Annotated in this window: 20 protein-coding genes; 15 read left to right on the forward strand and 5 right to left on the reverse strand. The window is 72.7% G+C overall.

All coding sequences use genetic code 11. The features are described from left to right. Positions 1 to 228 precede the first annotated feature (228 nt). The 3 genes from TU31_RS34000 (at position 229) to TU31_RS34010 (ending at position 3985) form a co-directional block, all read left to right on the forward strand. Complete coding sequence (locus tag TU31_RS34000) at positions 229 to 1254, forward strand: C40 family peptidase (RefSeq protein WP_042161943.1); 1026 nt, start codon at positions 229 to 231, stop codon at positions 1252 to 1254. 232 nt (positions 1255 to 1486) lie between these two features. Further along, positions 1487 to 2533, forward strand: a complete 1047-nt coding sequence (locus TU31_RS34005) for a C40 family peptidase (RefSeq protein WP_042161946.1) — start codon at positions 1487 to 1489, stop codon at positions 2531 to 2533. A gap of 51 nt (positions 2534 to 2584) precedes the next feature. Then, positions 2585 to 3985, forward strand: a complete 1401-nt coding sequence (locus TU31_RS34010) for a hypothetical protein (RefSeq protein WP_042161949.1) — start codon at positions 2585 to 2587, stop codon at positions 3983 to 3985. Between the two features lie 15 nt (positions 3986 to 4000). Here TU31_RS34010 and TU31_RS34015 read toward each other — a convergent pair whose 3' ends face one another. Beyond that, entirely contained in the window at positions 4001 to 5335 is a 1335-nt protein-coding gene (locus TU31_RS34015) for a glycosyltransferase 87 family protein (protein WP_042161951.1), read from the reverse strand. A gap of 238 nt (positions 5336 to 5573) precedes the next feature. Here TU31_RS34015 and TU31_RS34020 point away from each other — a divergent pair, with 238 nt between their 5' ends. Continuing rightward, positions 5574 to 6716, forward strand: coding sequence for a glycosyltransferase family 4 protein (locus TU31_RS34020; protein WP_042161954.1), 1143 nt, complete (start codon positions 5574 to 5576; stop codon positions 6714 to 6716). Between the two features lie 99 nt (positions 6717 to 6815). Here the strand turns inward: TU31_RS34020 and TU31_RS34025 are convergent, their stop codons facing one another. After that, positions 6816 to 8612 carry an AMP-dependent synthetase/ligase gene (locus tag TU31_RS34025; protein ID WP_042161956.1) on the reverse strand — a complete coding sequence of 599 codons (1797 nt, stop codon included), beginning with the start codon at positions 8610 to 8612 and terminating at the stop codon, positions 6816 to 6818. A gap of 276 nt (positions 8613 to 8888) precedes the next feature. On the opposite strand from TU31_RS34025, the gene TU31_RS34030 reads away from it, so the two are divergent. The 6 genes from TU31_RS34030 (at position 8889) to TU31_RS34055 (ending at position 14075) form a co-directional block, all read left to right on the forward strand. Beyond that, entirely contained in the window at positions 8889 to 9665 is a 777-nt protein-coding gene (locus TU31_RS34030) for a metallophosphoesterase family protein (protein WP_042161959.1), read from the forward strand. A 177-nt stretch (positions 9666 to 9842) separates the two neighbouring features. Then, entirely contained in the window at positions 9843 to 10325 is a 483-nt protein-coding gene (locus TU31_RS34035; protein WP_042161961.1) for an SRPBCC family protein, read from the forward strand. Positions 10326 to 10327: 2 nt separating this feature from the next. Beyond that, positions 10328 to 11530 carry an ArsA family ATPase gene (locus tag TU31_RS34040; RefSeq protein WP_042161964.1) on the forward strand — a complete coding sequence of 401 codons (1203 nt, stop codon included), beginning with the start codon at positions 10328 to 10330 and terminating at the stop codon, positions 11528 to 11530. 106 nt (positions 11531 to 11636) lie between these two features. Beyond that, positions 11637 to 12113 (forward strand): DUF5304 domain-containing protein, encoded by a 477-nt coding sequence (locus tag TU31_RS34045; RefSeq protein ID WP_042161965.1) that lies wholly within the window; start codon positions 11637 to 11639, stop codon positions 12111 to 12113. A gap of 120 nt (positions 12114 to 12233) precedes the next feature. After that, positions 12234 to 13175, forward strand: coding sequence for an ROK family glucokinase (locus TU31_RS34050; protein ID WP_042161967.1), 942 nt, complete (start codon positions 12234 to 12236; stop codon positions 13173 to 13175). Positions 13176 to 13298: 123 nt separating this feature from the next. Then, positions 13299 to 14075 carry an endonuclease/exonuclease/phosphatase family protein gene (locus TU31_RS34055; protein ID WP_370682784.1) on the forward strand — a complete coding sequence of 259 codons (777 nt, stop codon included), beginning with the start codon at positions 13299 to 13301 and terminating at the stop codon, positions 14073 to 14075. 1 nt (position 14076) lies between these two features. On the opposite strand, the gene TU31_RS34060 is transcribed toward TU31_RS34055, so the two are convergent. Then, positions 14077 to 14652 (reverse strand): hypothetical protein, encoded by a 576-nt coding sequence (locus TU31_RS34060; RefSeq protein ID WP_042161969.1) that lies wholly within the window; start codon positions 14650 to 14652, stop codon positions 14077 to 14079. Further along, positions 14639 to 15433, reverse strand: coding sequence for an alpha/beta hydrolase (locus tag TU31_RS34065; RefSeq protein WP_042161971.1), 795 nt, complete (start codon positions 15431 to 15433; stop codon positions 14639 to 14641). The genes TU31_RS34060 and TU31_RS34065 overlap by 14 nt, the downstream gene beginning before the upstream one ends. Before the next feature lie 160 nt (positions 15434 to 15593). Between TU31_RS34065 and TU31_RS34070 the strand changes: the two genes are divergently transcribed. The 5 genes from TU31_RS34070 (at position 15594) to TU31_RS34090 (ending at position 20829) form a co-directional block, all read left to right on the forward strand. Next, the gene (locus TU31_RS34070) at positions 15594 to 16325 is read left to right on the forward strand and encodes a lysophospholipid acyltransferase family protein (protein ID WP_042161973.1); all 732 of its coding nucleotides are present in this window, start codon (positions 15594 to 15596) and stop codon (positions 16323 to 16325) included. 55 nt (positions 16326 to 16380) lie between these two features. Continuing rightward, entirely contained in the window at positions 16381 to 17718 is a 1338-nt protein-coding gene (gene macS / locus TU31_RS34075; RefSeq protein WP_370682785.1) for a MacS family sensor histidine kinase, read from the forward strand. Between the two features lie 47 nt (positions 17719 to 17765). Further along, on the forward strand, positions 17766 to 18437 hold the full coding sequence (locus TU31_RS34080) for a response regulator (protein WP_042162185.1): 672 nt from the start codon (positions 17766 to 17768) through the stop codon (positions 18435 to 18437). A gap of 203 nt (positions 18438 to 18640) precedes the next feature. After that, complete coding sequence (locus tag TU31_RS34085; RefSeq protein WP_042161977.1) at positions 18641 to 19669, forward strand: 6-phosphofructokinase; 1029 nt, start codon at positions 18641 to 18643, stop codon at positions 19667 to 19669. A 143-nt stretch (positions 19670 to 19812) separates the two neighbouring features. After that, the gene (locus TU31_RS34090) at positions 19813 to 20829 is read left to right on the forward strand and encodes a 2-hydroxyacid dehydrogenase (protein WP_042161979.1); all 1017 of its coding nucleotides are present in this window, start codon (positions 19813 to 19815) and stop codon (positions 20827 to 20829) included. Here TU31_RS34090 and TU31_RS34095 read toward each other — a convergent pair. Next, on the reverse strand, positions 20795 to 22783 hold the full coding sequence (locus TU31_RS34095; protein WP_042161981.1) for an anthranilate synthase family protein: 1989 nt from the start codon (positions 22781 to 22783) through the stop codon (positions 20795 to 20797). The two genes, TU31_RS34090 and TU31_RS34095, sit on opposite strands and share 35 nt — an antisense overlap. Positions 22784 to 23018 lie beyond the last annotated feature (235 nt).

Below are 23018 nucleotides of genomic sequence, written 5' to 3' on the forward strand. Positions count from 1 at the left end.
GCCTGTGCGATGTTGGTAAAGGATGGGGTTGGTGGCGCAGAATTTTCCCGTGAGGATTTGAAGCGATCACAACTCCGTTACTAAGGTCAGCCCCGAACCTTCATGCAGATGATCATCCAACCGGGATGAACAGTGAAGGAACCGCCGAGTCCGCGGCGTTCACGCGGAGCCGGGGTCTCACCCCCCCACTTCCCGGTAGGCGGCTGGAGGAAGAAGGAGCTCGCCCCCGTGGCGTCCCACCGTCGACCCAAGCAGCCGAGCCGTACCCGCGTGACCGTGCTCACCGCCACCGCCGCGGCGGCCGTGGCTCTCTCGTCCCAGGCCGCCCAGGCCGACCCCCACCAGTCGAAGAAGGACGTCAAGTCCGAGGTCGACAAGCTCTATGGGGAGGCCGAGCAGGCCACCGAGAAGTACAACGGCGTCAAGGAGCAGCAGGAGAAGCTCCAGAAGGAGGTCGACGACCTCCAGGACAAGGTCGCCCGCGGTCAGGGTGAGCTCAACCAGCTCCGCAAGGGCCTCGGCGCGGTCGCCTCCGGCCAGTACCGCAGCGGCAGCATCGACCCCTCGGTCCAGCTGTTCCTCTCCGGCGACCCGGACACCTACCTCGAAAAGGCCGCCACGCTCGACCAGTTGAGCGGCAAGCAGGCCGACCAGCTGAAGACCATCGCGGACAAGCAGCGCCGGCTCGCCCAGGAGCGCGCGGAGGCCGCGGCCAAGATCAAGGACCTCTCCGAGACCCGTAAGGCGCTCGGTGACAAGAAGGACGAGATCAAGGGCAAGCTCGGCAAGGCGCAGGAGCTGCTGAACACCCTGACCGCCAAGGAGCGGGCGGCCATGCAGGCCGAGGAGAACCGCGCCAACCGCAGCAACTCGCGGGTCAACCTCGGCGATGACGTGCCGGCTTCGCAGCGCGGTGCAGCCGCCCTCCAGGCCGCTCAGTCCAAGATAGGTTCGCCGTACGTCTGGGGCGCCACCGGCCCGTCGTCCTTCGACTGCTCCGGTCTGACCTCCTGGGCGTACCAGCAGGCCGGCCAGTCGCTGCCGCGCACCTCGCAGGCACAGGCCAGCGCCGGTACCCAGATCAGCTCGCAGAGCGCCCTCAAGCCCGGCGATCTGGTGCTCTTCTACAGCGACCTGCACCACATCGGTCTCTACGCGGGCAACGGCCAGGTCCTGCACGCACCGAAGCCGGGCGCCAACGTGCGCTATGAGTCGATCAACAACATGCCCTTCATGTATGGCGTGCGGGTCTGAAAAGCCTCACAACCCCCTCAACCTGCCGCCCGAACGGGCGAATTGCGGCCCCGGCCGCTGACCTGCCGCCCCGCCGGTGACCTGCACAGTCACCGGCGGGGCGGCTTTTTGCGGTCGAAATGGGCGCTTTGGCCGGTGTGCATCGCCGCCGTTACTGTCTGCCCTCGCAGCATCCGGTTCACCGCGCGCCCTCCCGGGGCGGCAGGGGCTGCACGGAAGGAGTGCGGCTCTCGTGGTGTCCCACCGCCGTACCTCGCAGCACCCCCAGACCACCCTCGCCGGAGTCACCGTGGTGTCGGCTGCCCTGGCGACCGCGGCCGCCGCGCTGTCGGCGCCACCGGCCGCCGCCGACCCCGCGGACAGCCCGTCCACCGGCCGTGCCGCGGCGACCGCACGGGTCGACAGCCTCTACGTCCAGGCGGAGCGGGCCACCGAGAAGTACAACGGCGCCCAGGCCCGGACCAAGGAGCTGCGCCACGAGGTGGCGGCCCTCCAGGACCGCACCGCCCGCGCCCAGGAGCGGGTCAACCGGATGCGCGGCCATCTGGGCGCGCTGGCCGCCGCCCAGTACCGGTCGGGCGGGATCGACCCCACGGTCCGGCTCATGCTCTCCGAACGGCCCGACACCTACCTGGAGAAGGCCTCCGCGCTCGACCGGCTCGGTCACCGGCAGGCCGATGAGCTGCGCGGCCTCCAAGCGGCCCAGCGCTGCCTGGAGCAGCAGCGCAGGGAGACCGTCAGGAAGCTCGCCGAGCTGGAGGCCGGCCGCAAGGCTGTCGCTCGCCACAAGAAGGACGTACAGCGCAAGCTGGCCACCGCGCGGCGGCTGCTGAACGCGCTCCCCAAGCGCGACCGGGCCGCCTACGAGCGGGCCTCCCGGAGCGACGGGCACCGCGAGGCGGCCCCGGACCTGAGCGGCGCCGCACCGTCCTCCGGGCGGGCCGCCGCCGCCGTCGCCGCGGTGCGTGCCGCGGTCGGCTCCCCGTACGCCTGGGGGAGCAGCGGCCCCACGGCCTTCGACTGCTCCGGACTCACCCAATGGGCCTACGGCCGGGCCGGAGTCTCCCTCCCGCGTACCTCCCAGGCCCAGCGGGGCGCCGGCCGGCAGGTGCCGCTGAGCCAGGCACGCCCCGGTGACCTGGTCATCTACCGTTCGGACGCCAGCCATGTCGGGATGTACGTCGGCAACGGCCAAGTGGTGCACGCGCCCTACCCCGGCGCACGGGTCCGCTACGACCGCGTCGGGATGATGCCGATCTCGTCCGTCACCAGGCCCTGAGGCGGATCTCCGCGTTTTTGCCCGGGCCGGGCCCGACCTACGATCGTCCGCATGTCATACCAGCGGGCGAGACGGCGGCCGTCGCGGGCCGGGGCGGCGGGCTGCGCCGCCCTGGTCCTCGCGCTGCTCGCCCCGCTGGCCGGCTGCGGGCCCGCGGGCTCCCCGCCGGCGACGGCCCGCTTCCCCGACGTCCAGCGGATGCTCGACACCCGCGCGCGGGCCGTCGAGCGGCAGGACGCGGCGGGCTTCCTCGCCTCCGTCGACCCGCGGGCCGTCGGCTACCGCGACCGCCAGCGCGCGATGTTCGCCCACCTGAAGGGCGTGCCGCTGGCCGACTGGCACTACGACCTCGACTCCGCCGACGCCTTCCCGCTCCCGGCCGGCGGCGACCGGACGCGGCTGGCCGCGAAGGTGCGGCTGCGCTACCGCCTCAAGGGCTTCGACACCGCGCCGGTGCACGCCGTCCAGTACCTCACCCTGACCGAGCGCGACGGCCGCTGGCTGATCTCCTCGGACACCGACGGCGCGGCGGCGGGCCGCAGCGGCACCCGTCAGCTGTGGGACCAGGGGCCGGTGAAGCTGGTCCGCGGCCGGTACAGCCTGGTGCTCGGCGGCGGCGCGCAGCGGGCGCGGCTGAAGGATCTGGCGCACCGGGTGGACCGGGCGGTGCCCGCGGTCTCCGCGGCCTGGAAGGGGAAGTGGTCGCAGAAGGTCGTGGTGGAGGCGCCGGACACGGTGGAGGGCATGGCGCAGCTGATGGGCAGCGACGATCCGTCCGGCTACGCGGGGATCGCGGCGGTCACCACCGGGGAGGCCGGGGTCTCGACGACCGCGCCGGCGGACCGCGTGATCATCAACCCGGACGCGTACGAGGAGCTCAACGACCTGGGCCGCCGGGTGGTCCTCACCCACGAGACCGCCCATGTCGCCACCCGCACGGCCACCACACCGGCCACCCCGCTGTGGCTCTCCGAGGGCTTCGCCGACTGGGCCGCCTACCGCGGCATCCGCCGCAAGGCCGCCCTCACCGCCCCCGAACTCACCCGCGCGGTCGCCGCGGGCAAGCTCCCCGCCCGTCTGCCGACCGATGAGGACTTCGGCTTCAAGGCGGGCGCCGACCGGCTGGCGAAGGCATACGAGGGCAGCTGGCTGGCCTGCCGGATGATCGCCGAGAAGTGGGGCGAGGCCAAGCTGCTCGCCTTCTACCGGGCGGCGGGCAGGAGCGCGACCCAGGTCTCGGCGGGGGGCGCGGGGGCCCCGATCGAGGCGGCCTCGTCGGCCACGGCGGCCTCGTCCCGCTCCCGCCCGGCCACCCCGGCCGCCCGCCCCGGAGAGCGGCCGAAGGCCCGCGCCGAGCGGACCGACCACGCCATGCGCACCCAACTGGGCGTCAGCATGGCGGAGTTCACCCGGCAGTGGCGCGCCTTCGTGCGGAAACAACTGGCGCGCTGAGGGAGGCGGACGGGCTCACGGCGACGGCGGCGCGCCCTCCGTCCGGGGCTGCGGGGCGGTGCCGGTGAGCTCCGGGGGAGCGGCCGGGGCCCCGGCGGCCGCACGGCGGGCGCGCACCACGCCGACGGTCCCGGTCCGCCCGCGCCCGGCCCGCCCGCGCCCGTCGCCCCGTGTCGAGACCCACAGCCGGCGGCAGGCGATCAGCGACGCGGTGGCCAGCAGCCCGTTGCGTACGGTCAGCAGCGCGACGCCCCACGGATCGCTCGCGACGACCTGCGCGAAGCCGACGGGGAATTCCAGCAGCGTGACCCCGGTGGCGATCAGGACCAGCACCACCGGCAGCGTCTGCCGGGCGGCACGTACCGTCACACAGACCGCGCCGAGCCCCACCAGCCACAGCATGTACTGCGGGCTGATCACCCGGCTGGTGGTCGTGAACAGCAGCGTGGCGGTGAAGGCGGCCTCGCACAGCGTCCCGGGGCGCAGCTCCCGGACCCGCACCCGCCACAGGAACAGCCAGCCCACGGCGGCCAGGCTCAGGGTGAGCGAGACGGTGCTGACGAACGGGACACCCGGACCGAGGAACTCCAGCGAGCCGTAGTTCAGCAGCACCTGCCCGTCCCACCCGTAGTGGCGGGCCACATGGAAGACCAGCGCGCCGAGCGACTCGACCTCCGTACCGCGGTCGCGCTGGAAGGTGAGGAAGGCCAGCGCGCCCGGTGCGGCGGCCACGAGGAGCAGGGTCAGCCCGGCCGCGGTGCCGGCCGCGGTCCGCCACAGCGCGCGGGCCCGGCGGCCGCGCAGCGCCGCCCCGGTCAGCAGCAGCGCGGGCCAGACCTTCAGCAGCGCCCCGAAGGCGATCAGCGCGCCCGCCACCCGCGGCCGCCGGGCGGCGGCGAACAGCGCGGCGACGGCGACCGCGGTGACCATCAGGTCGTAGCGGGCGTAGGCCGTCGGGCCCAGCAGTGCCACCCCCGCGATCCACACCCAGGCGCCGGCCGGCCGGTGCTCCGCCCGGCGGCCGGCCCGCAGCAGGAGCGCCAGCGTCGCCGCGTCCGTGACCAGGATCAGGGTGAAGAAGGCCGTCGTGTAGTCCAGGAACGGCAGCAGACCGGGGGAGAGGATCGCCAGCGCCGCGGCCGGCGGGTACTGCCAGGTCACATCGTTCAGCGGGAAGGTGCCGGTCTTCAGGACGCCGAACCAGCCCTGGTAGATCACCGAGACATCAGTGGTGACGTCCGGCCCCGGCAGCACCAGCACTCTCAGGACGCACAGCAGGACCACCGCCCGGGTCGCGGCCCAGACCGCGACCGGGAGCCATACCCCGCGCGCTCTGCTGATCCTGTCCATCGTCACCTCGTCGCTTTCCCTGCCGCCGTCCGCCGGCGCCGCTCGCGGCCGTGGACCCGGCGCCCTGCCCACTGTCCCGTGTGTACCGCGCTGCCCGCTCGTGCCTGCTGCATGATGCCGGTGGCGGCTGTCATGACCGTAGAGGAGGCACGGGCGTGGCGGGGTGGGCGGCCGCCCACCCGGGGCCGGCGGGTACTGTCGGGCCAGGACCGCCGAGACCCACCGTCGAGAGACCATCGTGCACAAGACCTTGATCGTCACGAACGACTTCCCGCCGCGGCCCGGCGGCATCCAGGCCTTCCTGCACAGCATGGCGCTGCGCCTGGACCCCACCCAGGTCGTCGTCTACGCCTCGACCTGGAAGCGCAGCGAGGAGGGGCGCGCGGCCACCGCCGCCTTCGACGCCGAGCAGCCGTTCCCGGTGATCCGGGACCGTACGACGATGCTGCTGCCCACCCCGAGGGTGACCCGGCGGGCCACCGGGCTGCTGCGTGAACACGGCTGTTCCTCCGTCTGGTTCGGGGCGGCGGCGCCGCTCGGGCTGATGGCGCCCGCGCTCCGTGCGGCCGGCGCCCGCCGCATCGTGGCGACCACGCACGGCCACGAGGCGGGCTGGGCGCAGCTGCCGGCCGCCCGGCAGCTGCTGCGCCGGATCGGTACGGGGACGGACACGCTCACCTACCTCGGTGAGTACACCCGCTCGCGGATCGCCGGTGCGCTCACCCCGGAGGCCGCCGCGCGGATGGTCCAACTCCCGCCCGGCGTCGACGAGAAGACCTTTCACCCCGGTTCGGGCGGCGATGCCGTACGGGACCGGCTCGGGCTGACCGGCCGGCCGGTGGTGGTGTGTGTCTCGCGGCTGGTCCCGCGCAAGGGCCAGGACACCCTGATCGAGGCGATGCCGGCCATTCTGGCCGCGGTGCCCGACGCGGTGCTGCTGATCGTCGGCGGCGGCCCGTACGAGAAGGAACTGCGCGCGCTGGCCCAGGAGAAGGGCGTCGCGGAATCGGTGCACTTCACCGGCGCGGTCCCCTGGGAGGAGCTGCCGGCCCACTACGGCGCCGGCGATGTCTTCGCGATGCCGTGCCGCACCCGCCGCGGCGGGCTGGACGTCGAGGGCCTCGGCATCGTCTACCTGGAGGCCTCGGCGACCGGCCTGCCCGTGGTGGCGGGCGACTCGGGCGGCGCCCCCGACGCCGTCCTGGAGGGCGAGACGGGCTGGGTCGTCCCCGGCGGGTCCCCGGCCCCCACGGCCGACCGCATCGTCACCCTGCTCCGCGACCCCGCGCTGCGCCGCTCGATGGGCGAACGCGGACGCGCCTGGGTGGAGGAGAAGTGGCGCTGGGACCTGCTGGCGGAGGGCCTGAAGGAACTCCTCTGAGCGGGCCGTCCGCGGTCCGGGTCCCACGACGAATCCGCCGCCGTGGCGCGGCCACGACGGCGGATTCCGGAAAGACGAACGGCCCGGCGGGGCCCGCCCCTACGCGCGGTAGAGCGCCTCGATGTCCTCCGCGAAGTCCTTGGCGACCACGTTCCGCTTGAGCTTCAGCGACGGTGTGACATGGCCCGACTCCTCGGTGAACTGGGTCGGCAGGATGCGGAACTTGCGCACCGACTCGGCCTTGGAGACGGCCGCGTTGCCGTCGTCGACCGCGCGCTGGACGGCGGCCAGCAGCTCCGGGTCCTCGGCGATCTGGGACGGCGTCACATCGGCGGGGTGGCCGTGCTCCTCGGCCCAGCGGGGCAGGAACTCCTCGTCGAGGGTGACCAGCGCGCCGATGAACGGGCGGCCGTCGCCGACGACCATGCACTCGGCGATCAGGGCGTGCGCCCGGATCCGGTCCTCGATCACCGCCGGGGCGACGTTCTTGCCGCCCGCGGTGACGAGGATCTCCTTCTTGCGGCCGGTGATGGCGAGGTAGCCGTCCTCGTCGAGGGTGCCGAGGTCGCCGGTGTGGAACCAGCCGTCGGACAGCGCCTCCTTGGTGGCCGACGGGTTGTTCCAGTACTCGGTGAACAGATGCTCGCCGTGCAGCAGCACCTCGCCGTCGTCGGCGATCCGCACGACCGAGCCGGGCAGCGGCTGGCCGACGGTGCCGATCTTCTGCCGGTCCCACGGGTTGAAGGCGGTGGCCGCACAGGACTCCGTCAGGCCGTAGCCCTCCAGGACGGTGAAGCCGATACCGCGGTAGAAGTGGCCCAGCCGTTCACCGAGCGGGGCGCCGCCGGAGATGGCGTGGGTGGCACGGCCGCCGAGGACGGCGCGCAGCCTGCCGTACACGAGCCGGTCGAAGACCTTGTACTTCAGCTTGAGACCGAACGTCGGACCCGCCGGGGTGTCCCGCGCGCGGCTGTAGGCGATCGCGACGTCCGCCGCCTTGTCGAAGATCTTGCCCTTGCCGTCGGCCTGCGCCTTGGCCCGCGCCGAGTTGTAGACCTTCTCGAAGACCCGCGGCACGCCCAGGACCAGCTTCGGCCGGAAGGAGGCGAGGTCGTCGGTGAGGTTCTTGATGTCGGGGGCGTGGCCCAGCTTGATGGGCGCCATCACCGCGGCGACCTGCACCAGCCGGCCGAAGACATGCGCGATGGGGAGGAAGAGGAGCACCGAGGACTCGCCCGTGCGGAACAGCGGCCGCAGCCGCTCCACGATGTTGCCGCACTCGGCGAAGAAGCTGCGGTGGCTGAGCACACAGCCCTTGGGACGGCCGGTGGTGCCGGAGGTGTAGACGATGGTCGCGGGCGAGTCCGCGTCGGCGAGCGCGCTGCGCGCCTCCACCTCGTCGTCGGAGATGTCGGCGCCCGCGGCCTGGAGCCGGGCGATGGCGTCCCGTTCGATCTGCCAGATGTTCTCCAGCTCGGGCAGCCGGTCGCGGACCGACTCGACGGTCGCCTCGTGGGTGGGGCTCTCCACCAGACAGGCCACCGCGCCGGAGTCACCGAGGATCCACTGGATCTGCTCGGCCGAACTGGTCTCGTACACGGGGACGGTGATCGCGCCGGCGCTCCAGATGGCGAAGTCCAGCAGTGTCCACTCATAACGGGTGCGCGACATCAGACCGACCCGGTCGCCGGGCCGGACCCCGGAGGCGATCAGACCTTTGGCGGCGGCGCGGACCTCGGCGAGGAAGGTGGCGGCGGTGACGTCCTGCCACGCTCCGTTCACCTTGCGTCCCATGACGGCAACATCCGGGTGCTGCGCGGCATTTCGGCGGATGAGATCCGTCAGATTGCCGTCCGCGGGGACCTCGTACAGGGCCGGAAGGCTGAACTCGCGCAAGACTGCTGCTCCTCAAAAGCGCCGGCGCCACGACGCTGTGTGTTGCACCGGCGGCGGTCCACGATCATGCAGGGGGGATTGGACTGCCCGGACGTTACCCATCGGTATCGCAGTTGGGATAGGGGGGAACGGCCAGATGTTCGATGCGTCACAGCTGCGGGACACGCCATGGGGACTGACCCGCGCAGACTAGACCAATGGGTAGGTGACCCGAAAGTAACTCCGGCTGTGGGACCCCGTCTCCCGCCGGCCGCGCGCGCGATCTAGGGTGACGCCATGCGTGTGCATGTGGTCAGTGACGTACACGGCAACAGCCGGGACCTCGCGGCGGCCGGAGCCGGCGCCGATGCCCTGGTCTGCCTCGGTGACCTGGTCCTTTTCCTCGACTATGCCGACCACTCGCGCGGCATCTTCCCCGACCTCTTCGGCACCGCGAACGCGGACGCCCTGGTCGAACTGCGCACCGCCCGCCGCTTCGAGGAGGCCCGCGCCCTGGGCCGCCGGCTGTGGGGCGAGCTGGACCGTACGGGCGTGAGCCGGGAGTCGGTCATAGAGGGCGCGGTCCGCCGGCAGTACGCCGAACTGTTCGCCGCCTTCCCGACTCCCACGTACGCCACCTACGGCAACGTCGACATACCGCGCCTGTGGCCCGAGTACGCCGGACCGGGCACCACCGTCCTGGACGGCCAGCGGGTGGAGATCGGCGGCCGGGTCTTCGGATTCGTCGGCGGCGGCCTGACCACCCCCATGCGCACGCCCTACGAGATCAGCGACGAGGAGTACGCCGCGAAGATCGAGGCGGTCGGCGAGGTGGACGTGCTGTGCACCCATATCCCGCCCGACGTCCCCGAGCTCTGCTACGACACCGTCGCCCGCCGCTTCGAGCGCGGCAGCGCGGCCCTGCTGCACGCCATCCGCACCACCCGGCCGCGCTACTCCCTCTTCGGCCATGTGCACCAGCCGCTCGTCCGCCGGGCCCGTATCGAGGGCACGGAATGCGTCAATGTCGGCCACTTCAATGCGACCGGGACGCCCTATGTCCTGGAGTGGTGAGCCCGGACACCTCTGGTCGTGAGCCCGGGGGAGCGGGCCGGCCGGCCGCCCCGCCCCGTCGTTCCGGGCCTGCTGGTGTCCGCCCGCGTTCCCCCGCGGGGTAGCCTTCAGCAGCAGAGACACCGCGTTTCAGCAAGTCGGCGGACCGACATGAATCGGCATGGAGGAGTCACGGCGATGGCCGAACACACCAGCTCGAGCATCACGATCGAGGCGGCACCCGCCGAAGTGATGGGAGTGATCGCCGACTTTGACCGCTACCCGGAATGGACCGGAGAGGTCAAAGAGGCAGAGGTGCTCGCCAAGGACGACCGCGGCCGCGCCGAGCAGGTGCGCCTGCTGCTGGACGCCGGAGCGATCAAGGACGACCACACCCTCGCCTACACCTGGACCGGCGAGAACGAGGTCAGCTGGTCCCTGGTCAAGTCCCAGATGCTGCGCGCCCTCGACGGCTCCTACCACCTCTCCGCGCTCGGCAACGGCGTACGCACCGAGGTGACCTACCAGCTCACCGTCGACGTCAAGATCCCGATGCTCGGGATGATCAAGCGCAAGGCCGAGAAGGTCATCATCGACCGCGCGCTGGCCGGGCTGAAGAAGCGCGTCGAGAGCGGCCACGACGGCCCGCAGACGCCCGCCGACGAGGCCAAGAAGCTCTGAGCGTGCGCCTCGTCCTCGTCACGGGCACCGGTGGTGCGGGCCGCACCACGCTCGCCGCCGCGACCGCCCTGGCCGGCGCCCGCCGGGGCGAGCGGGCCCTGCTGCTCACCACGGGCAGCAGCGCACCGGAAACGGTGCTGGGCACGCCCCTCGGCGCCGACGCGCCCACCCCGATAGCCCCCGGTCTGCACGCCCGCCGTATCGACCCCGGCGACCGGTTCCGCCAGGAGTTCCTCGCCTTCCAGGAGCGCGCCGGCGCCGCCCTCGACCTGCTCGGCGCCGCCCCCCTCGACGAGGACGAGCTCACCGAACTCCCCGGCTCCGAGGACTTCGCGCTGCTGCATGCGCTGCGCGCCGAACACGCCTCGGACGACTGGGACCTCGTCGTGGTCGACATGCCCTCGGCCGCCGAGACCATCCGGCTGCTCGCCCTGCCGGCCCAGGTGCGCCGCTATCTGCGCCGGCTGCTGCCGCCCGAGCGGCAGGCGGCCCGGGCGCTGCGCCCGGTGCTCGCCCAGCTGGCCGGCGTCCCGATGCCCGCCCAGAAGCTGTACGACGCAGCCGAGCGCTGGGAGACCGAACTCGCCGCCGTCCAGCGGACGATCGACGACCCCGGCACCTCCGTACGTCTGGTCACCGAAGCCGGCCCGGTCGCCGCCGCCACGCTGCGCACCATCCGTGCCGGACTCGCGCTGCACGGCCGGCGCACCGACGGCCTGGTCGTCAACCGGCTGCTGCCCACCGGCTCGGCCGACCCGTTCCTCGCCGCGCTCTCCGGCAGCCAGCAGACCGCCCTCAAGGCGCTGCGCGAGGAGTTCCCCGACCTCCCCGTCCACGAGGTCCCGCACCTGGGCCGGGACCCCCAGGGCGTCGACGAGCTCGACGAGTTGATCGGCGGCCCGGCCGGCGACATCGGCGCGGCCGGGCCCGCCGGCGGACTCCACCCCGACCCCTGGACCGTCGAGGACCGGCTGGCCACCGACGGCATCCTCGTCTGGCGGGTGCCGCTGCCCGGTGCCGAACGCCGGGGCCTCGGTCTGGTGCGCCGCGGCGACGAGATCGTGGTCACCGTCGGCCGCTTCCGGCGGATCCGTACGCTCCCCTCCGCGCTGCGCCGCTGCACCGTCTCCGGCGCCGGACTGCGCGACGGCGCCCTGGAGATCCGCTTCACCCCGGATCCGGACCTGTGGCCCAAGAGCGACTGAACGCGCTACCACCGTTCGGGTAACGTCGAGGGTGGGACCCGCCCCGACGTGCCCGTCCCGCACTGCTTCGCCGTACCGCCTCGCAGCAGGAGTCACGGAGTTCCTCATGAGTGATGCCACCGAGCGCCCCGCCGACCGCCGGGCCGAGCCCGATGCCGACGCCTGGTCGACCGCCTGCGCCGAGGACCTCGCGGCCGAGAAGGCCCGGCACCGCGCCGCTCACGGCCCGCAGCCGGGCAGCGCCGCCGAGGAACTGCGCAAGCTCGCGGAGGCGGTGACCGACAAGCTCGCCGGTATCCAGCTGCCCGGCGCGCTCGGCGGGATCGCCGCACAGGGCGCCGTCAACCAGCTGTTCAAGCAGGCCAAGGCGGCCGTCGAGCCGGTCATCGAGCGCAACCCCGACATCTTCGACCACCTCGCCGCGGCGGGCTCCGAGCTGCTCGCCGCCTACCGCTCCGCCGTCGAGGGCAGCGAGCGCCGCTGGACCCGTGAGGACCTCGACGACCGGCCCGACGCCCGCCGCGAGGACGATCCGCGCGACGACGACGGCCCCACCGGCACCGAGCGGATCGACCTCGACTGAGCCCCCGGGGCGCCGGTGTACGGGGAGTGTCCCCACCCCTACAGCCCGAAGAACGTGGGCGGCACCCCGGCCTCCGGTACGGTGGGTCCCGGCGGGGTTCGAGCGAAATCTGAGGGACACATGGGACTCACCATCGGCGTCGACATCGGCGGCACGAAGATCGCGGCCGGCGTGGTCGACGAAGAGGGCTCGATCCTTGAGACGTGCCAGGTGCCGACTCCGCATGCCACCGATGCGCTGACCGAAGCCATCGCGGAGGCGGTACGCACCGTCGGCGCGGGCCATCATGTCGAGGCCGTCGGCATCGGTGCCGCCGGCTATGTCGACGAGAAGCGGGCCACGGTCCTGTTCGCACCGAACATCGACTGGCGCCATGAACCGCTCAAGGACAAGGTCGAACAGCGCGTCGGCCTGCCCGTCGTGGTCGAGAACGACGCCAACGCGGCGGCCTGGGGCGAGTACAAGTTCGGCGCCGGCCAGGGCCACAGCGACGTCATCTGCATCACCCTCGGCACCGGCCTCGGCGGCGGCATCATCATCGGCAACAAGCTGCGCCGTGGCCGCTTCGGCGTCGCCGCGGAATTCGGGCACATCCGGGTCGTCCCCGACGGTCTGCTGTGCGGCTGCGGCAATCAGGGCTGCTGGGAGCAGTACGCCTCCGGCCGCGCCCTGCTGCGCTACGCCCGCCAGCGCGCCTTCGCCACCCCCGAGAACGCCCAGATCCTGCTGTCGCTCGGCGACGGCACCTCCGAGGGCATCGAGGGCCGGCACGTGAGTGAGGCCGCCCGTCAGGGTGACCCGGTCGCCATCGACTCCTTCCGCGAACTGGCCCGCTGGGCCGGCGCCGGGCTCGCCGACCTCGCCTCGCTCTTCGACCCGTCCGCGTTCATCGTCGGCGGCGGCGTCTCGGACGAGGGCGAACTGGTCCTGGGGCCGATCCGCAAGTCCTTCCGCCGCTGGCTGGTCGGCAACCAGTGGCGGCCGCACGCCCAGGTGCTCGCCGCCCAGCTCGGCGGCAAGGCCGGTCTGGTCGGCGCGGCCGACCTGGCACGCCAGGGCTGACCCGCCACCGGGCGCCCGGCGCCCGCTCCTCCGTACGACACCGTCCGTCGCGCCCCGTGGGGGAGCGGCGGGCGGTGCTCTATCTTGGCCCGCGTGACCCTCCCGGTGAGAGGACCTGCCGCCGTGATCTCGCTCCCCGCCTCCGCCACCGAACCCGGCCCCGCCGCCGGGGCATCAGGACACGGCGGTGCGGCCGTGATCCGGGTGCTCAGCTACAACATCCGCTCGCTGCGCGACGACCGGGCGGCACTGGCCCGGGTGATCCGGGCCTGCGCACCCGATCTCGTGCTGATCCAGGAGGCGCCGCGGTTCTTCCGCTGGCGCAAGGCCGCCGAGAAGCTGGCCCGCGCGACCGGTCTGGTGTACGTCAGCGGCGGTGCGACGACCGCGGGCCCGATGATCCTGTCCACCCTGCGCGCCCATGTGGAGCGTACGGAGGAGGTGCTGCTGCCCCGCACCCCCGGGCTGCACCAGCGCGGTTTCGCGCTCGCCGTGGTCCGGATCGGCGGGGCCCGGCTCGGGGTGCTCAGCTGCCATCTCAGCCTCGCCGACCGGGAGCGCTACGAGCAGGCCGGGCTGCTGCTGGAGCGGCTGGCCGCGCTGGACGTGCCGTACGCCGTCGCCGGGGGTGACCTCAACGACCGGCCGGAGGGCCGCAGCTTCCGGCGGCTGGCGGGGGCGCTCACGGACGCCTGGGCGGCCAAGCCGTGGGGCGGGGAGTTCACCTCCACGCCGCACGACCCGCATCAGCGGATCGACGCGATCTTCACCACGGCGGGTGTGGAGGTCCTGGGCTGCGGTGTGCCGCACGGGCTGGCGGGGGTACGGGAGGCCGATCTCCGCGCCGCCACGGATCATCTGCCGGTGCTGGCCGCACTGCGGGTGCCGGCCGGCGGCTGACTCACACCACCGCGCCGCTGCCCGGCAGGTCGTTGTCGTCCTCGTCGTCGTCCTTCATCCGGGCCACCAGGGTGGCGAAGCCGCCGAGGAAGCCACCGATGCCCAGAACCGTGATCCACCACGTCACCGGCTGCTGGAGCAGCACCATGGCGACCAGCAGCAGCGGGCCGCCGACCACCGCCAGCCAGGCGAACTTGGTGGTGACATCGGCCTTCGGCAGCGGGGGCGGCTCGGGCGGGGTGAAGTGGCCCTCGTCGGTCTCGTCGAAGTCGTCGTCGGACGCTTCGGCGGTCTTCCAGTCGCGGGGTCCGACACCCGGCGCGAAGACCACGAAGCTGCCCGGCCGCGCGGCGTCGCCGGTGCCGTCCTCGGCTCCGGTGCCGTCCTTCCCGGCCGTTTCGGACGGGGCGGCGGCCTCGGGCTTCTCGGCCGTGCCGTCCTTACCGGCCGCCCCGGCCGTCCCGTCCCCGCCGCCCGCGGGGAACGACGGCTGCTCGCCGTAGCCCGCCACGATCTCGGCCCAGGCGGCCTCTTCGTCCAGCGGGTCCCGGGGATCGCGGGGGCTACGCTCCGCCACTGGCCGCCGTCCCCTCCTGCGCCGCCTGCGCCGCCTCCGGCGCGAGCCGGGCGATGAAGGCGAAGGTGTCCCGGAAGATCTGCTCGGCGTCGTGGTCCAGCGTCGCGACGTGGTAGCTGCGCTCCAGCAGCGTCTGCCGCACGTCCGTGGAGGAGACCCGGGCGAGGATCCGCTCGGAGTCCGCCGCCGGTACGACATGGTCCTGCGGGCTGGTCATCACCAGCAACGGCTGGGTGACGCCCGGGAGTTCGGAGTCGACCTGCCCGAAGAACCGGCGCAGCGAATGCGCGGCGTGCAGCGGCACCCGCTCGTAGCCGACCTCCTCGGCGCCGGGCTTGGCGATGTCGCTGACCACGCCCTTGGTGGTCCGTACGAGGTACCGCAGCGCCGGGAGCAGCGGGGCGGCCGCGTCATGGAGCTTGTTGGCCGGGTTGACCACCGTCACCCCGCTGATCGCGTCGCCGTGCTTGGCGGCCAGCCGCAGCGCCAGCGCGCCGCCCATCGACAGGCCGCAGACGAAGACCTTGGAGCAGCGCTCGGTCAGTGCGCGCAGCTCGCGGTCGACCTCGGCGTACCAGTCCTGCCAGGTCGTGATCTGCATGTCCTGCCAGCGGGTGCCGTGACCGGGCAGCAGCGGGAGGGCGACCGTCAGTCCGCGGTCGGCCAGGTATTCGGTCCAGGGGCGGACGGACTGGGGGGAGCCGGTGAAGCCGTGGCACACGAGGACGCCGACCTCTCCGCCGTCACGGCGGAACGGCTCGGCTCCGGGAAGGAGCGGCACCGGGGGACTCCGATCGATGAGGGGCTGGCGAGTTACCTCAGGGTACGCAAAGTGACGGCAAGCGGGTAGGTCCGGCGGCGGCCGCGGCGCGAGTGCGCCACCGGGGCAGGTTAAGGTCTTTGCGTCACACACAGGAGGCAGTCGGTTGATCTACGGCGCAATGAAGTTTTCCATCGGCGGGTCGCTGAAGCTTGCCTTCAGGCCCTGGGTGGAAGGCATCGAGAACATTCCCGCCGAGGGTCCTGCGATCCTCGCGAGCAACCATCTGTCCTTCTCGGACTCCTTCTTCCTGCCCGCGGTGCTCGACCGCAAGGTCACCTTCATCGCCAAGTCCGAGTACTTCACCTCCCCGGGCGTCAAGGGCAAGCTGACCGCCGCCTTCTTCAAGGGCGTGGGCCAGCTGCCGGTCGACCGCTCGGGCGGCCGCGGTGCGGGTGAGGCGGCCATCAAGAGCGGTATCGAGGTCCTGGAGCGCGGTGAGCTGTTCGGCATCTACCCGGAGGGCACCCGCTCCCCGGACGGCCGGCTCTACCGCGGCAAGCCGGGCGGGCTGGCACGGGTGGCGCTGGCCACCGGCGCGCCGGTCATCCCCGTGGCGATGATCGACACCGAGAAGGTGCAGCCGCCGGGCAAGATCGTGCCGAAGATGATCCGGCCGGGCATCCGTATCGGCAAGCCGCTGGACTTCACCCGCTATCAGGGCATGGAGGGCGACCGCTTCATCCTGCGGTCGGTCACCGACGAGGTCATGTACGAGATCATGAAGCTGTCCGGCCAGGAGTACGTGGACATCTACGCGACCGCGGCCAAGCGGCAGATCGCCGAGGCGGCGAAGGCCGAGGCGAAGCAGCAGGCCGAGGCGGAGCAGGCCAAGAAGGCAGCCGCCGAATAGACGGGCAGAGCCGAGGCCGGGCGCGGGGGCGCCCGGCGAGGGGTGGGGGCCGGCAATGACGGATACGGAGACACGGACCGTGCGCGGCGGCCTGGGCGCCAGGGGCAGAGGCAAGCCGCCGAAGGTGGTGCGGATGTCCGTCGAGCTGCCGCTGTGGCGCGCGCTCACCGGCTACCGCATCCTGACCCTCGTCTACACCCTGTGCCTGGTCGGGCTCTCCTACCGGAAGTACGACCACCCGCTGGGCGCCGCCGCCTATATGGGCGCGCTCACGGTCTGGATGGTGCTGACCTGGCGCCGGACGACCTCCGCGGAGCGCTGCACCCGGCACTTCCTGCTCGCCGACCTCGGCTTCGCGGTCGGCGGCATCCTGCTCACCCCGCTGGTCGACAGCCACGCCCGCATCATGGACGGCGCGCCGACGCTGCCCTCCATCTGGACGGCGGGCGCCGTCCTGGGCTTCGCGATCAAGGGCGGCTGGCGCTGGGCCGCGGTGGCTTCCAGCGCGGTGGCGGTGGCCAACCTCGTCGAGCGCCAGGAGCTGGCCCGCGACACGATCCACAACGTGGTGCTGGTGTGGGTGGCCAGTGTCGCCATCGGCTACGTCGTCGAGGTGGCCCGCGCCAGTGAGCGCACCCTCGCCCGTGCGCTCCAGATAGAGGCCGCCACCCGCGAACGGGAGCGGCTGGCCCGCGACATCCACGACAGCGTGCTCCAGGTCCTGGCGATGGTGCAGCGGCGCGGCGCCGCGATCGGTGGCGAGGCGGCCGAACTGGGCCGGATGGCCGGAGAGCAGGAGGTCGCGCTGCGGACCCTGGTCGCCGGCGGGCTGGTGTCGCCGCCGCGCGGGGGCGGGCCGGAGAATGCGGCGCGGACCGTGCCGCACCCGGCCGACGGGAGCGAGCCGGACGGCAGGGCCGCCGCCCCGGCCGCACCGGCACCGGCACCGGAGCCGGACGGCGACGGGCCGTGTGACGTCCGGGCGCTGCTCGCGCCCTTCGCGGGCGCCGGGGTGACGTTCTCCGAGCCCGGTGCCGCGGTGCTGCTGCGGGCCGCCGCGGCGGCCGAGCTCGCGGCCGCTGTCAGTGCGGCGTTGGACAATGTGCGGGTGCATGCGGGGGACGGGGCCCGTGCGTGGATCCTGGTGGAGGACGAGCCGCAGGCGGTGATCGTGACGGTCCGCGACGACGGCCCCGGCATTCCCGAGGGCCGGCTCGCGGACGCCGAGCGCGAGGGCCGGATGGGGGTGGCCCTGTCGATCCGCGGCCGGCTGCGGGACCTGGGCGGCACCGCGGAGTGGGTCTCGGTCCCGGGCCAGGGCACGGAAGTGGAGTTGACGGTCCCCAAGGGCACGGCGCCCGAGGGCGGAAGGCGGGGGAAGGCGAGAGCATGAGCGAGCGCAGCACGGAGCGGGACGAGGCCGCGCGGGGCGGTGCCGGCATGAGCGAGCAGACGGCCCTGAGGGTCATGGTGGTCGACGACCACCCGATGTGGCGGGACGCGGTCGCGCGGGATCTGGCGGAGGCCGGGTTCGACGTGGTCGCGACGGCCGGTGACGGCCTCCAGGCGGTGCGGCGGGCGCAGGCCGCCTCGCCCGATGTGCTGGTCCTGGACCTCAATCTGCCGGGGCTGCCCGGCGTCCGGGTGTGCAAGGAACTGGTCGGCGCCAATCCGGCGCTGCGGGTGCTGGTGCTGTCCGCGAGCGGTGAGCACGCCGATGTCCTGGAAGCGGTCAAGTCCGGGGCGACCGGCTATCTGCTGAAGTCGGCGAGCACGGCGGAGCTGCTGGACGCGGTGCGGCGCACGGCCGCCGGCGACGCGGTGTTCACCCCGGGCCTGGCCGGTCTGGTGCTCGGTGAGTACCGCAGGCTGGCGACCGAGCCGGCCCCGGCGACGCCGGACGAGCCGGGCGCACCGCAGCTGACGGACCGGGAGACCGAGGTGCTGCGGCTGGTCGCCAAGGGACTCTCGTACAAGCAGATCGCCGAACGCCTGGTCATCTCGCACCGCACGGTGCAGAACCACGTCCAGAACACCCTCGGCAAGCTCCAGTTGCACAACCGCGTGGAGCTGGTGCGGTATGCGATCGAGCGCGGTCTCGACGAGGCGTGACCGGCGCGTTCACCGGCCGGACCGGCCGCGGCCGGATGCGGTCCCCTCGTACGGGTGAACGCCTCGCCCCAACTCCCGGATAAATCACCGACATCACCGTTTACCCCATCCCCGAGTGACCCAGATCACCATTAGCGTGACCGGGATCGGATCGAACCCGGCCGTGTGCGTGCGGCCACTGACGGGATGTAGGTGAAGCAGCGATGCGGGTCGGAGTACTGACCGGCGGCGGCGACTGCCCGGGTCTGAACGCGGTGATCAGGGGCATCGTCCGCAAGGGCACCCAGGAGTACGGATACGAGTTCGTCGGCTTCCGGGACGGCTGGCGCGGGCCGATGGAAGGCGACACGGTGCCGCTGGACATCTCGGCGGTCCGCGGCATCCTGCCGCGCGGCGGCACCGTCCTCGGCTCCTCGCGGACCAACCCCTTCAAGGAGAACGACGGCGTCCGCCGGATCAAGGAGACGCTCACCAAGCACGAGATCGGGGCGCTGATCGCGATCGGCGGCGAGGACACCCTCGGCGTCGCCACCCGGCTCTCCGACGAGTACGCCGTCCCCTGCGTCGGCGTCCCCAAGACCATCGACAACGATCTGTCGGCCACGGACTACACCTTCGGCTTCGACACCGCCGTCGGCGTCGCCACCGAAGCCATCGACCGGCTGCACACCACCGCCGAATCCCATATGCGGGTCCTGGTCGTCGAGGTGATGGGCCGGCACGCCGGCTGGATCGCGCTGCACTCCGGACTCGCCGGCGGGGCGAACGTCATCCTCATCCCGGAGCAGCGCTTCGACATCGAGCAGGTCTGCCGCTGGATCGACTCCCGCTTCAAGGTCCGCTACGCGCCGATCGTGGTCGTCGCCGAGGGCGCGATGCCCAAGGACGGACAGATGGTGCTCAAGGACGACTCCACGGACTCCTTCGGGCATGTCCGGCTGTCCGGTGTGGGGGAGTGGCTGGCCAAGGAGATCGAGGCGCGGACGGGCAAGGAGGCGCGGACGACGGTCCTCGGGCACACCCAGCGCGGCGGTACCCCGAGCGCCTTCGACCGCTGGCTGGCCACCCGCTTCGGACTGCACGCCATCGACGCGGTGCGCGACGGCGACTTCGGCAAGATGGTCGCGCTGCGCGGCACGGACATCGTCCGGGTGCCGATGGCGGAAGCCACCGCCAAGCTGAAGACCGTCGATCCGGCGCTGTACGCCGAGGCCGGGGTGTTCTTCGGCTGAGCCCGGCCGCCCACCGCTCCCGCCGCCCCGCATCCCGGGCGGCGTCGCCGGGCGAGGGGCCGTATATTCGCCGTACGCGGCATATCCGGCCTCTCGCTCACGGAGCGGGACATTCTGAACCGTCGGAAGAACCGGGAGAGCTCGTGGAGATCGTCGCCTTCGGCGTGCAGGCGGATGAGCAGCCGTTCCTGGAGAGGGCCTTCGCCGGCCGCCACCAGGTCCGCAGCCTCAATGTCTTCCTCAACCGCGACACCGCCCCCATCGCCCGCGGATACGAGATCGTCAGCTCCAGCGTCAACGCCGATCTGGGCGCGGACGTCCTCCAGACCCTCGCGGCCGGCGGGACGAAGATGATCGCCCAGCGCTCCACCGGCTTCAACAACATCGATCTGGAGGCCGCGGCCGACCTCGGGATGAGCGTCGGCCGGGTCGCCCACTACTCGCCGTACGCGGTCGCCGAATTCGCCTGGGCGCTGGCGCTGGCCGTCGACCGGCGGCTGGTCCGGGCCACGAACCGCACCCGTAACTTCGACTTCCGGCTGGACGGCCTGATGGGCCGGGATCTGCGCGGCCGTACGGCCGGGGTGCTCGGCACCGGCAAGATCGGCACGGCCTTCACCCGGATCGCCCATGGCTTCGGCATGAACCTGCTGGGCTGGGACCTCGCCGAGAACCCGCACTGTGTCGAGCTCGGTATGAAGTACGTCGCCCGGGAGCGGCTGTTCGCCGAGGCGGATCTGGTCACCCTGCACCTCCCGCTGGTCGACGACACCCGGCATCTCGTCGACGCCGCCGCGCTGGCCGCGATGAAGGACGACGCGATCCTGATCAACACCAGCCGCGGCGGGCTGGTCGACACCGCGGCCCTCGTCGACACGCTCAAGGCCGGCCGGCTCACCGGCGTCGGCCTGGACGTCTACGAGGAGGAGGCCGCGTTCTTCTTCTTCGACAAGTCCCTGGACATCATCAGCGACGACACCCTCGCCCGGCTGATGACCTTCGGGAACGTGCTGGTCACCTCGCACCAGGCGTACTTCACCCAGGACGCGGTGGGCCAGATCATCGAGGCCACCGTGGCCAACGTCGAGGACTACCTGACCCACCGCACCAACGAGAACATGCTGGTCACACGAGGACAGCTGCCAAAAGCTGCGCCGTGACCGAGGCACCGTCCAGAGTCAGCACCGACTCCGGGTGGAACTGCACCCCCGCGAAGCCCGGACCGCGCAGCGCATGCACCTCGCCGGTGGCCGCGTCCCGGCTCAACTCCACGCGGTGCATCGCCAGTTCGGCCGCGGTGGTGTCATCGCAGCGGGCCGTGAAGGTGTTGTAGAAACCGACCGTCTCCTCGCGCCCGAAGAAGTCGATCCGCTCCTGCGCGCCCTGGAAGGGCACCTCCTTGCGGACGATCTCCAACCCCAGCTCCGCGGCGAGGAGTTCATGGCCGAGGCAGACCCCCAACAGGCCCTCGCGGTGCCCGGCGACCAGCTCGGCGGTCAGCGACCGCAGGAAGCGCATCTTGGGGTCGGCGGCGTCGGACGGATCGCCCGGCCCCGGGCCCAGCACGATCGGGCCCCGGTGCGCACGGGCGGCCGCGCGCAGCCCCGGCTCGTCGAAGCGGCGCACGGTGACGGTCAGCCCCGAGGTGCGCAGCAGATGCGCCAGCATCGCGGTGAAGGTGTCCTCCGCGTCGATGACCAGGGCGTGCCCGCTGAGCTCGGCGGTGGGCGCGGTGGTCTGCATCCGCAGCCAGAACGGCGCCAGATCGGCCCGGCGGGCGTCCAGCGCGGCCCGCACCCGCGGGTCGTCGGCCAGCCGCGGCGGCCGTCCCCCGTCCGCCGGGCGCGCGGGCGCCGGCCGCACACCCAGCGCGCTCAGCACCCCCGCGGCCTTGGCGTGCGTCTCGGCCACCTCGCCGTGCGGGTCGGAGCCGCGCACGAGGGTGGCACCGACCGGCACCCGCAGCCGCCCGGCGGCGGAGATATCGGCGGTACGGATCAGGATCGGCGAGTCCAGTGTCTGAGCGCCGCCGGTGTCCCGCCCGATCAGCGCGAGCGCCCCCGCGTAGTAGCCGCGCCCCCGGCCGTCGGCGTCCACCGGCTCGTGCCGCTCGATCACCCGGCAGGCGTTCTGCACCGGCGACCCGGTGACCGTCGCCGCGAACATCGTCTCCTTGAGCACCTCGCGCACATCGAGGGTGGACCGGCCGCGCAGCTCGTACTCGGTGTGCGCGAGATGCGCCATCTCCTTGAGCCGGGGCCCGACCACCACACCGCCCCTGTCGCCGACGGTGCACATCATCTTCAGCTCCTCGTCCACCACCATGGACAGCTCCTCGACCTCCTTGCGGTCGTCGAGGAACGCCAGCAGGCTCTCGGCGGTGGGCCCGCCCTCCGGGTAGCGGTAGGTGCCGCTGATCGGATTCATCACGACCGTCCCCCCGGAGGCCCGGACATGCACCTCGGGACTGGCGCCGACCAGCGTGTGCACCCCGGGGCGGTGGACGACATACGTCCAGTACGCGCCACGCTCACCGGCCAGCAGCCGCCGGAACAGTGCCAGCGCGTCGGCCGCCGAGAAGCCCGCGATCTCGCCCTCGAACGTGCGGCGGATGACGAAGTTCGCGCCCTCGCCGGTGCCGATCTCGTCCCGGACCACCCGCTCGACGATCCCGGCGTAGGCGTCGTCGTCCACATCGAACGCCCCGTCCGTCACCCGCACGTCATGGGCGGGCAGCGCCGCGAGGATGTCGTCCAGGGGCAGCTCGGCGGTCTCCCGCGGGCGCAGCACGGCCAGCGGGATGCCGTCGTCATGGGCCCGGAAGCCGCGCTCGCGGATCTGCCGGAACGGGATCAGCGCGAGCGCGTCGGTGACCGGCGCGTCCGGCACGCCCTCGCCCAGCGGGATGTCGGCCAGCCGCTCGACCTCCGTCACCTCGCCGGTCAGCACCTCGACGGTGGGGGCACCTCCCGCTCGGGCGAAGCCGGGAGTGGGGGAGGCGGCGTCCCGCCCCGGGGTACGGCGGTGCAGCAGGGCGAACGGCGGGCAGGCGGGGTCGAGCAGCCGCTGGACGAGCGCGGCGGCGCCGGTGCGGGCGGGGGGCTCGCGGTGCATGGCGGGGTTCCTTCCAGGAGAGGAGGAACGGCCGCCGGAAAAGGCTGAAGGCCGCCCCTCGGGCGGCCTTCGCGAAGTGTGGGATGTGCGCGCGAATCAGTGGGCCGCCGGATGAGCGGTCCACCACCAGTTGCTGTTCATCGCAGGTCGCGTGCACATGGGGGGCACCCTACCGGACCCTCCGAGTGCCGTGCGTCTCAAAGTCCGGATGCCGGGACGGACAGTCCGCCGGGAC

Source organism: Streptomyces lydicamycinicus (genome assembly GCF_000829715.2).
Lineage (GTDB): Bacteria > Actinomycetota > Actinomycetes > Streptomycetales > Streptomycetaceae > Streptomyces > Streptomyces lydicamycinicus.

What these genes read in the sequence shown, in the direction of transcription:
- TU31_RS34010 (WP_042161949.1), top strand. Translation starts at nt 2,585, where the DNA reads ATGTCATACCAGCGGGCGAGACGGCGGCCGTCGCGGGCCGGGGCGGCG.
- TU31_RS34015 (WP_042161951.1), bottom strand. Translation starts at nt 5,335, where the DNA reads ATGGACAGGATCAGCAGAGCGCGCGGGGTATGGCTCCCGGTCGCGGTC.
- TU31_RS34030 (WP_042161959.1), top strand. Translation starts at nt 8,889, where the DNA reads ATGCGTGTGCATGTGGTCAGTGACGTACACGGCAACAGCCGGGACCTC.
- TU31_RS34035 (WP_042161961.1), top strand. Translation starts at nt 9,843, where the DNA reads ATGGCCGAACACACCAGCTCGAGCATCACGATCGAGGCGGCACCCGCC.
- TU31_RS34045 (WP_042161965.1), top strand. Translation starts at nt 11,637, where the DNA reads ATGAGTGATGCCACCGAGCGCCCCGCCGACCGCCGGGCCGAGCCCGAT.
- TU31_RS34050 (WP_042161967.1), top strand. Translation starts at nt 12,234, where the DNA reads ATGGGACTCACCATCGGCGTCGACATCGGCGGCACGAAGATCGCGGCC.
- TU31_RS34070 (WP_042161973.1), top strand. Translation starts at nt 15,594, where the DNA reads ATGAAGTTTTCCATCGGCGGGTCGCTGAAGCTTGCCTTCAGGCCCTGG.
- macS (WP_370682785.1), top strand. Translation starts at nt 16,381, where the DNA reads ATGACGGATACGGAGACACGGACCGTGCGCGGCGGCCTGGGCGCCAGG.
- TU31_RS34080 (WP_042162185.1), top strand. Translation starts at nt 17,766, where the DNA reads ATGAGCGAGCAGACGGCCCTGAGGGTCATGGTGGTCGACGACCACCCG.
- TU31_RS34085 (WP_042161977.1), top strand. Translation starts at nt 18,641, where the DNA reads ATGCGGGTCGGAGTACTGACCGGCGGCGGCGACTGCCCGGGTCTGAAC.
- TU31_RS34095 (WP_042161981.1), bottom strand. Translation starts at nt 22,783, where the DNA reads ATGCACCGCGAGCCCCCCGCCCGCACCGGCGCCGCCGCGCTCGTCCAG.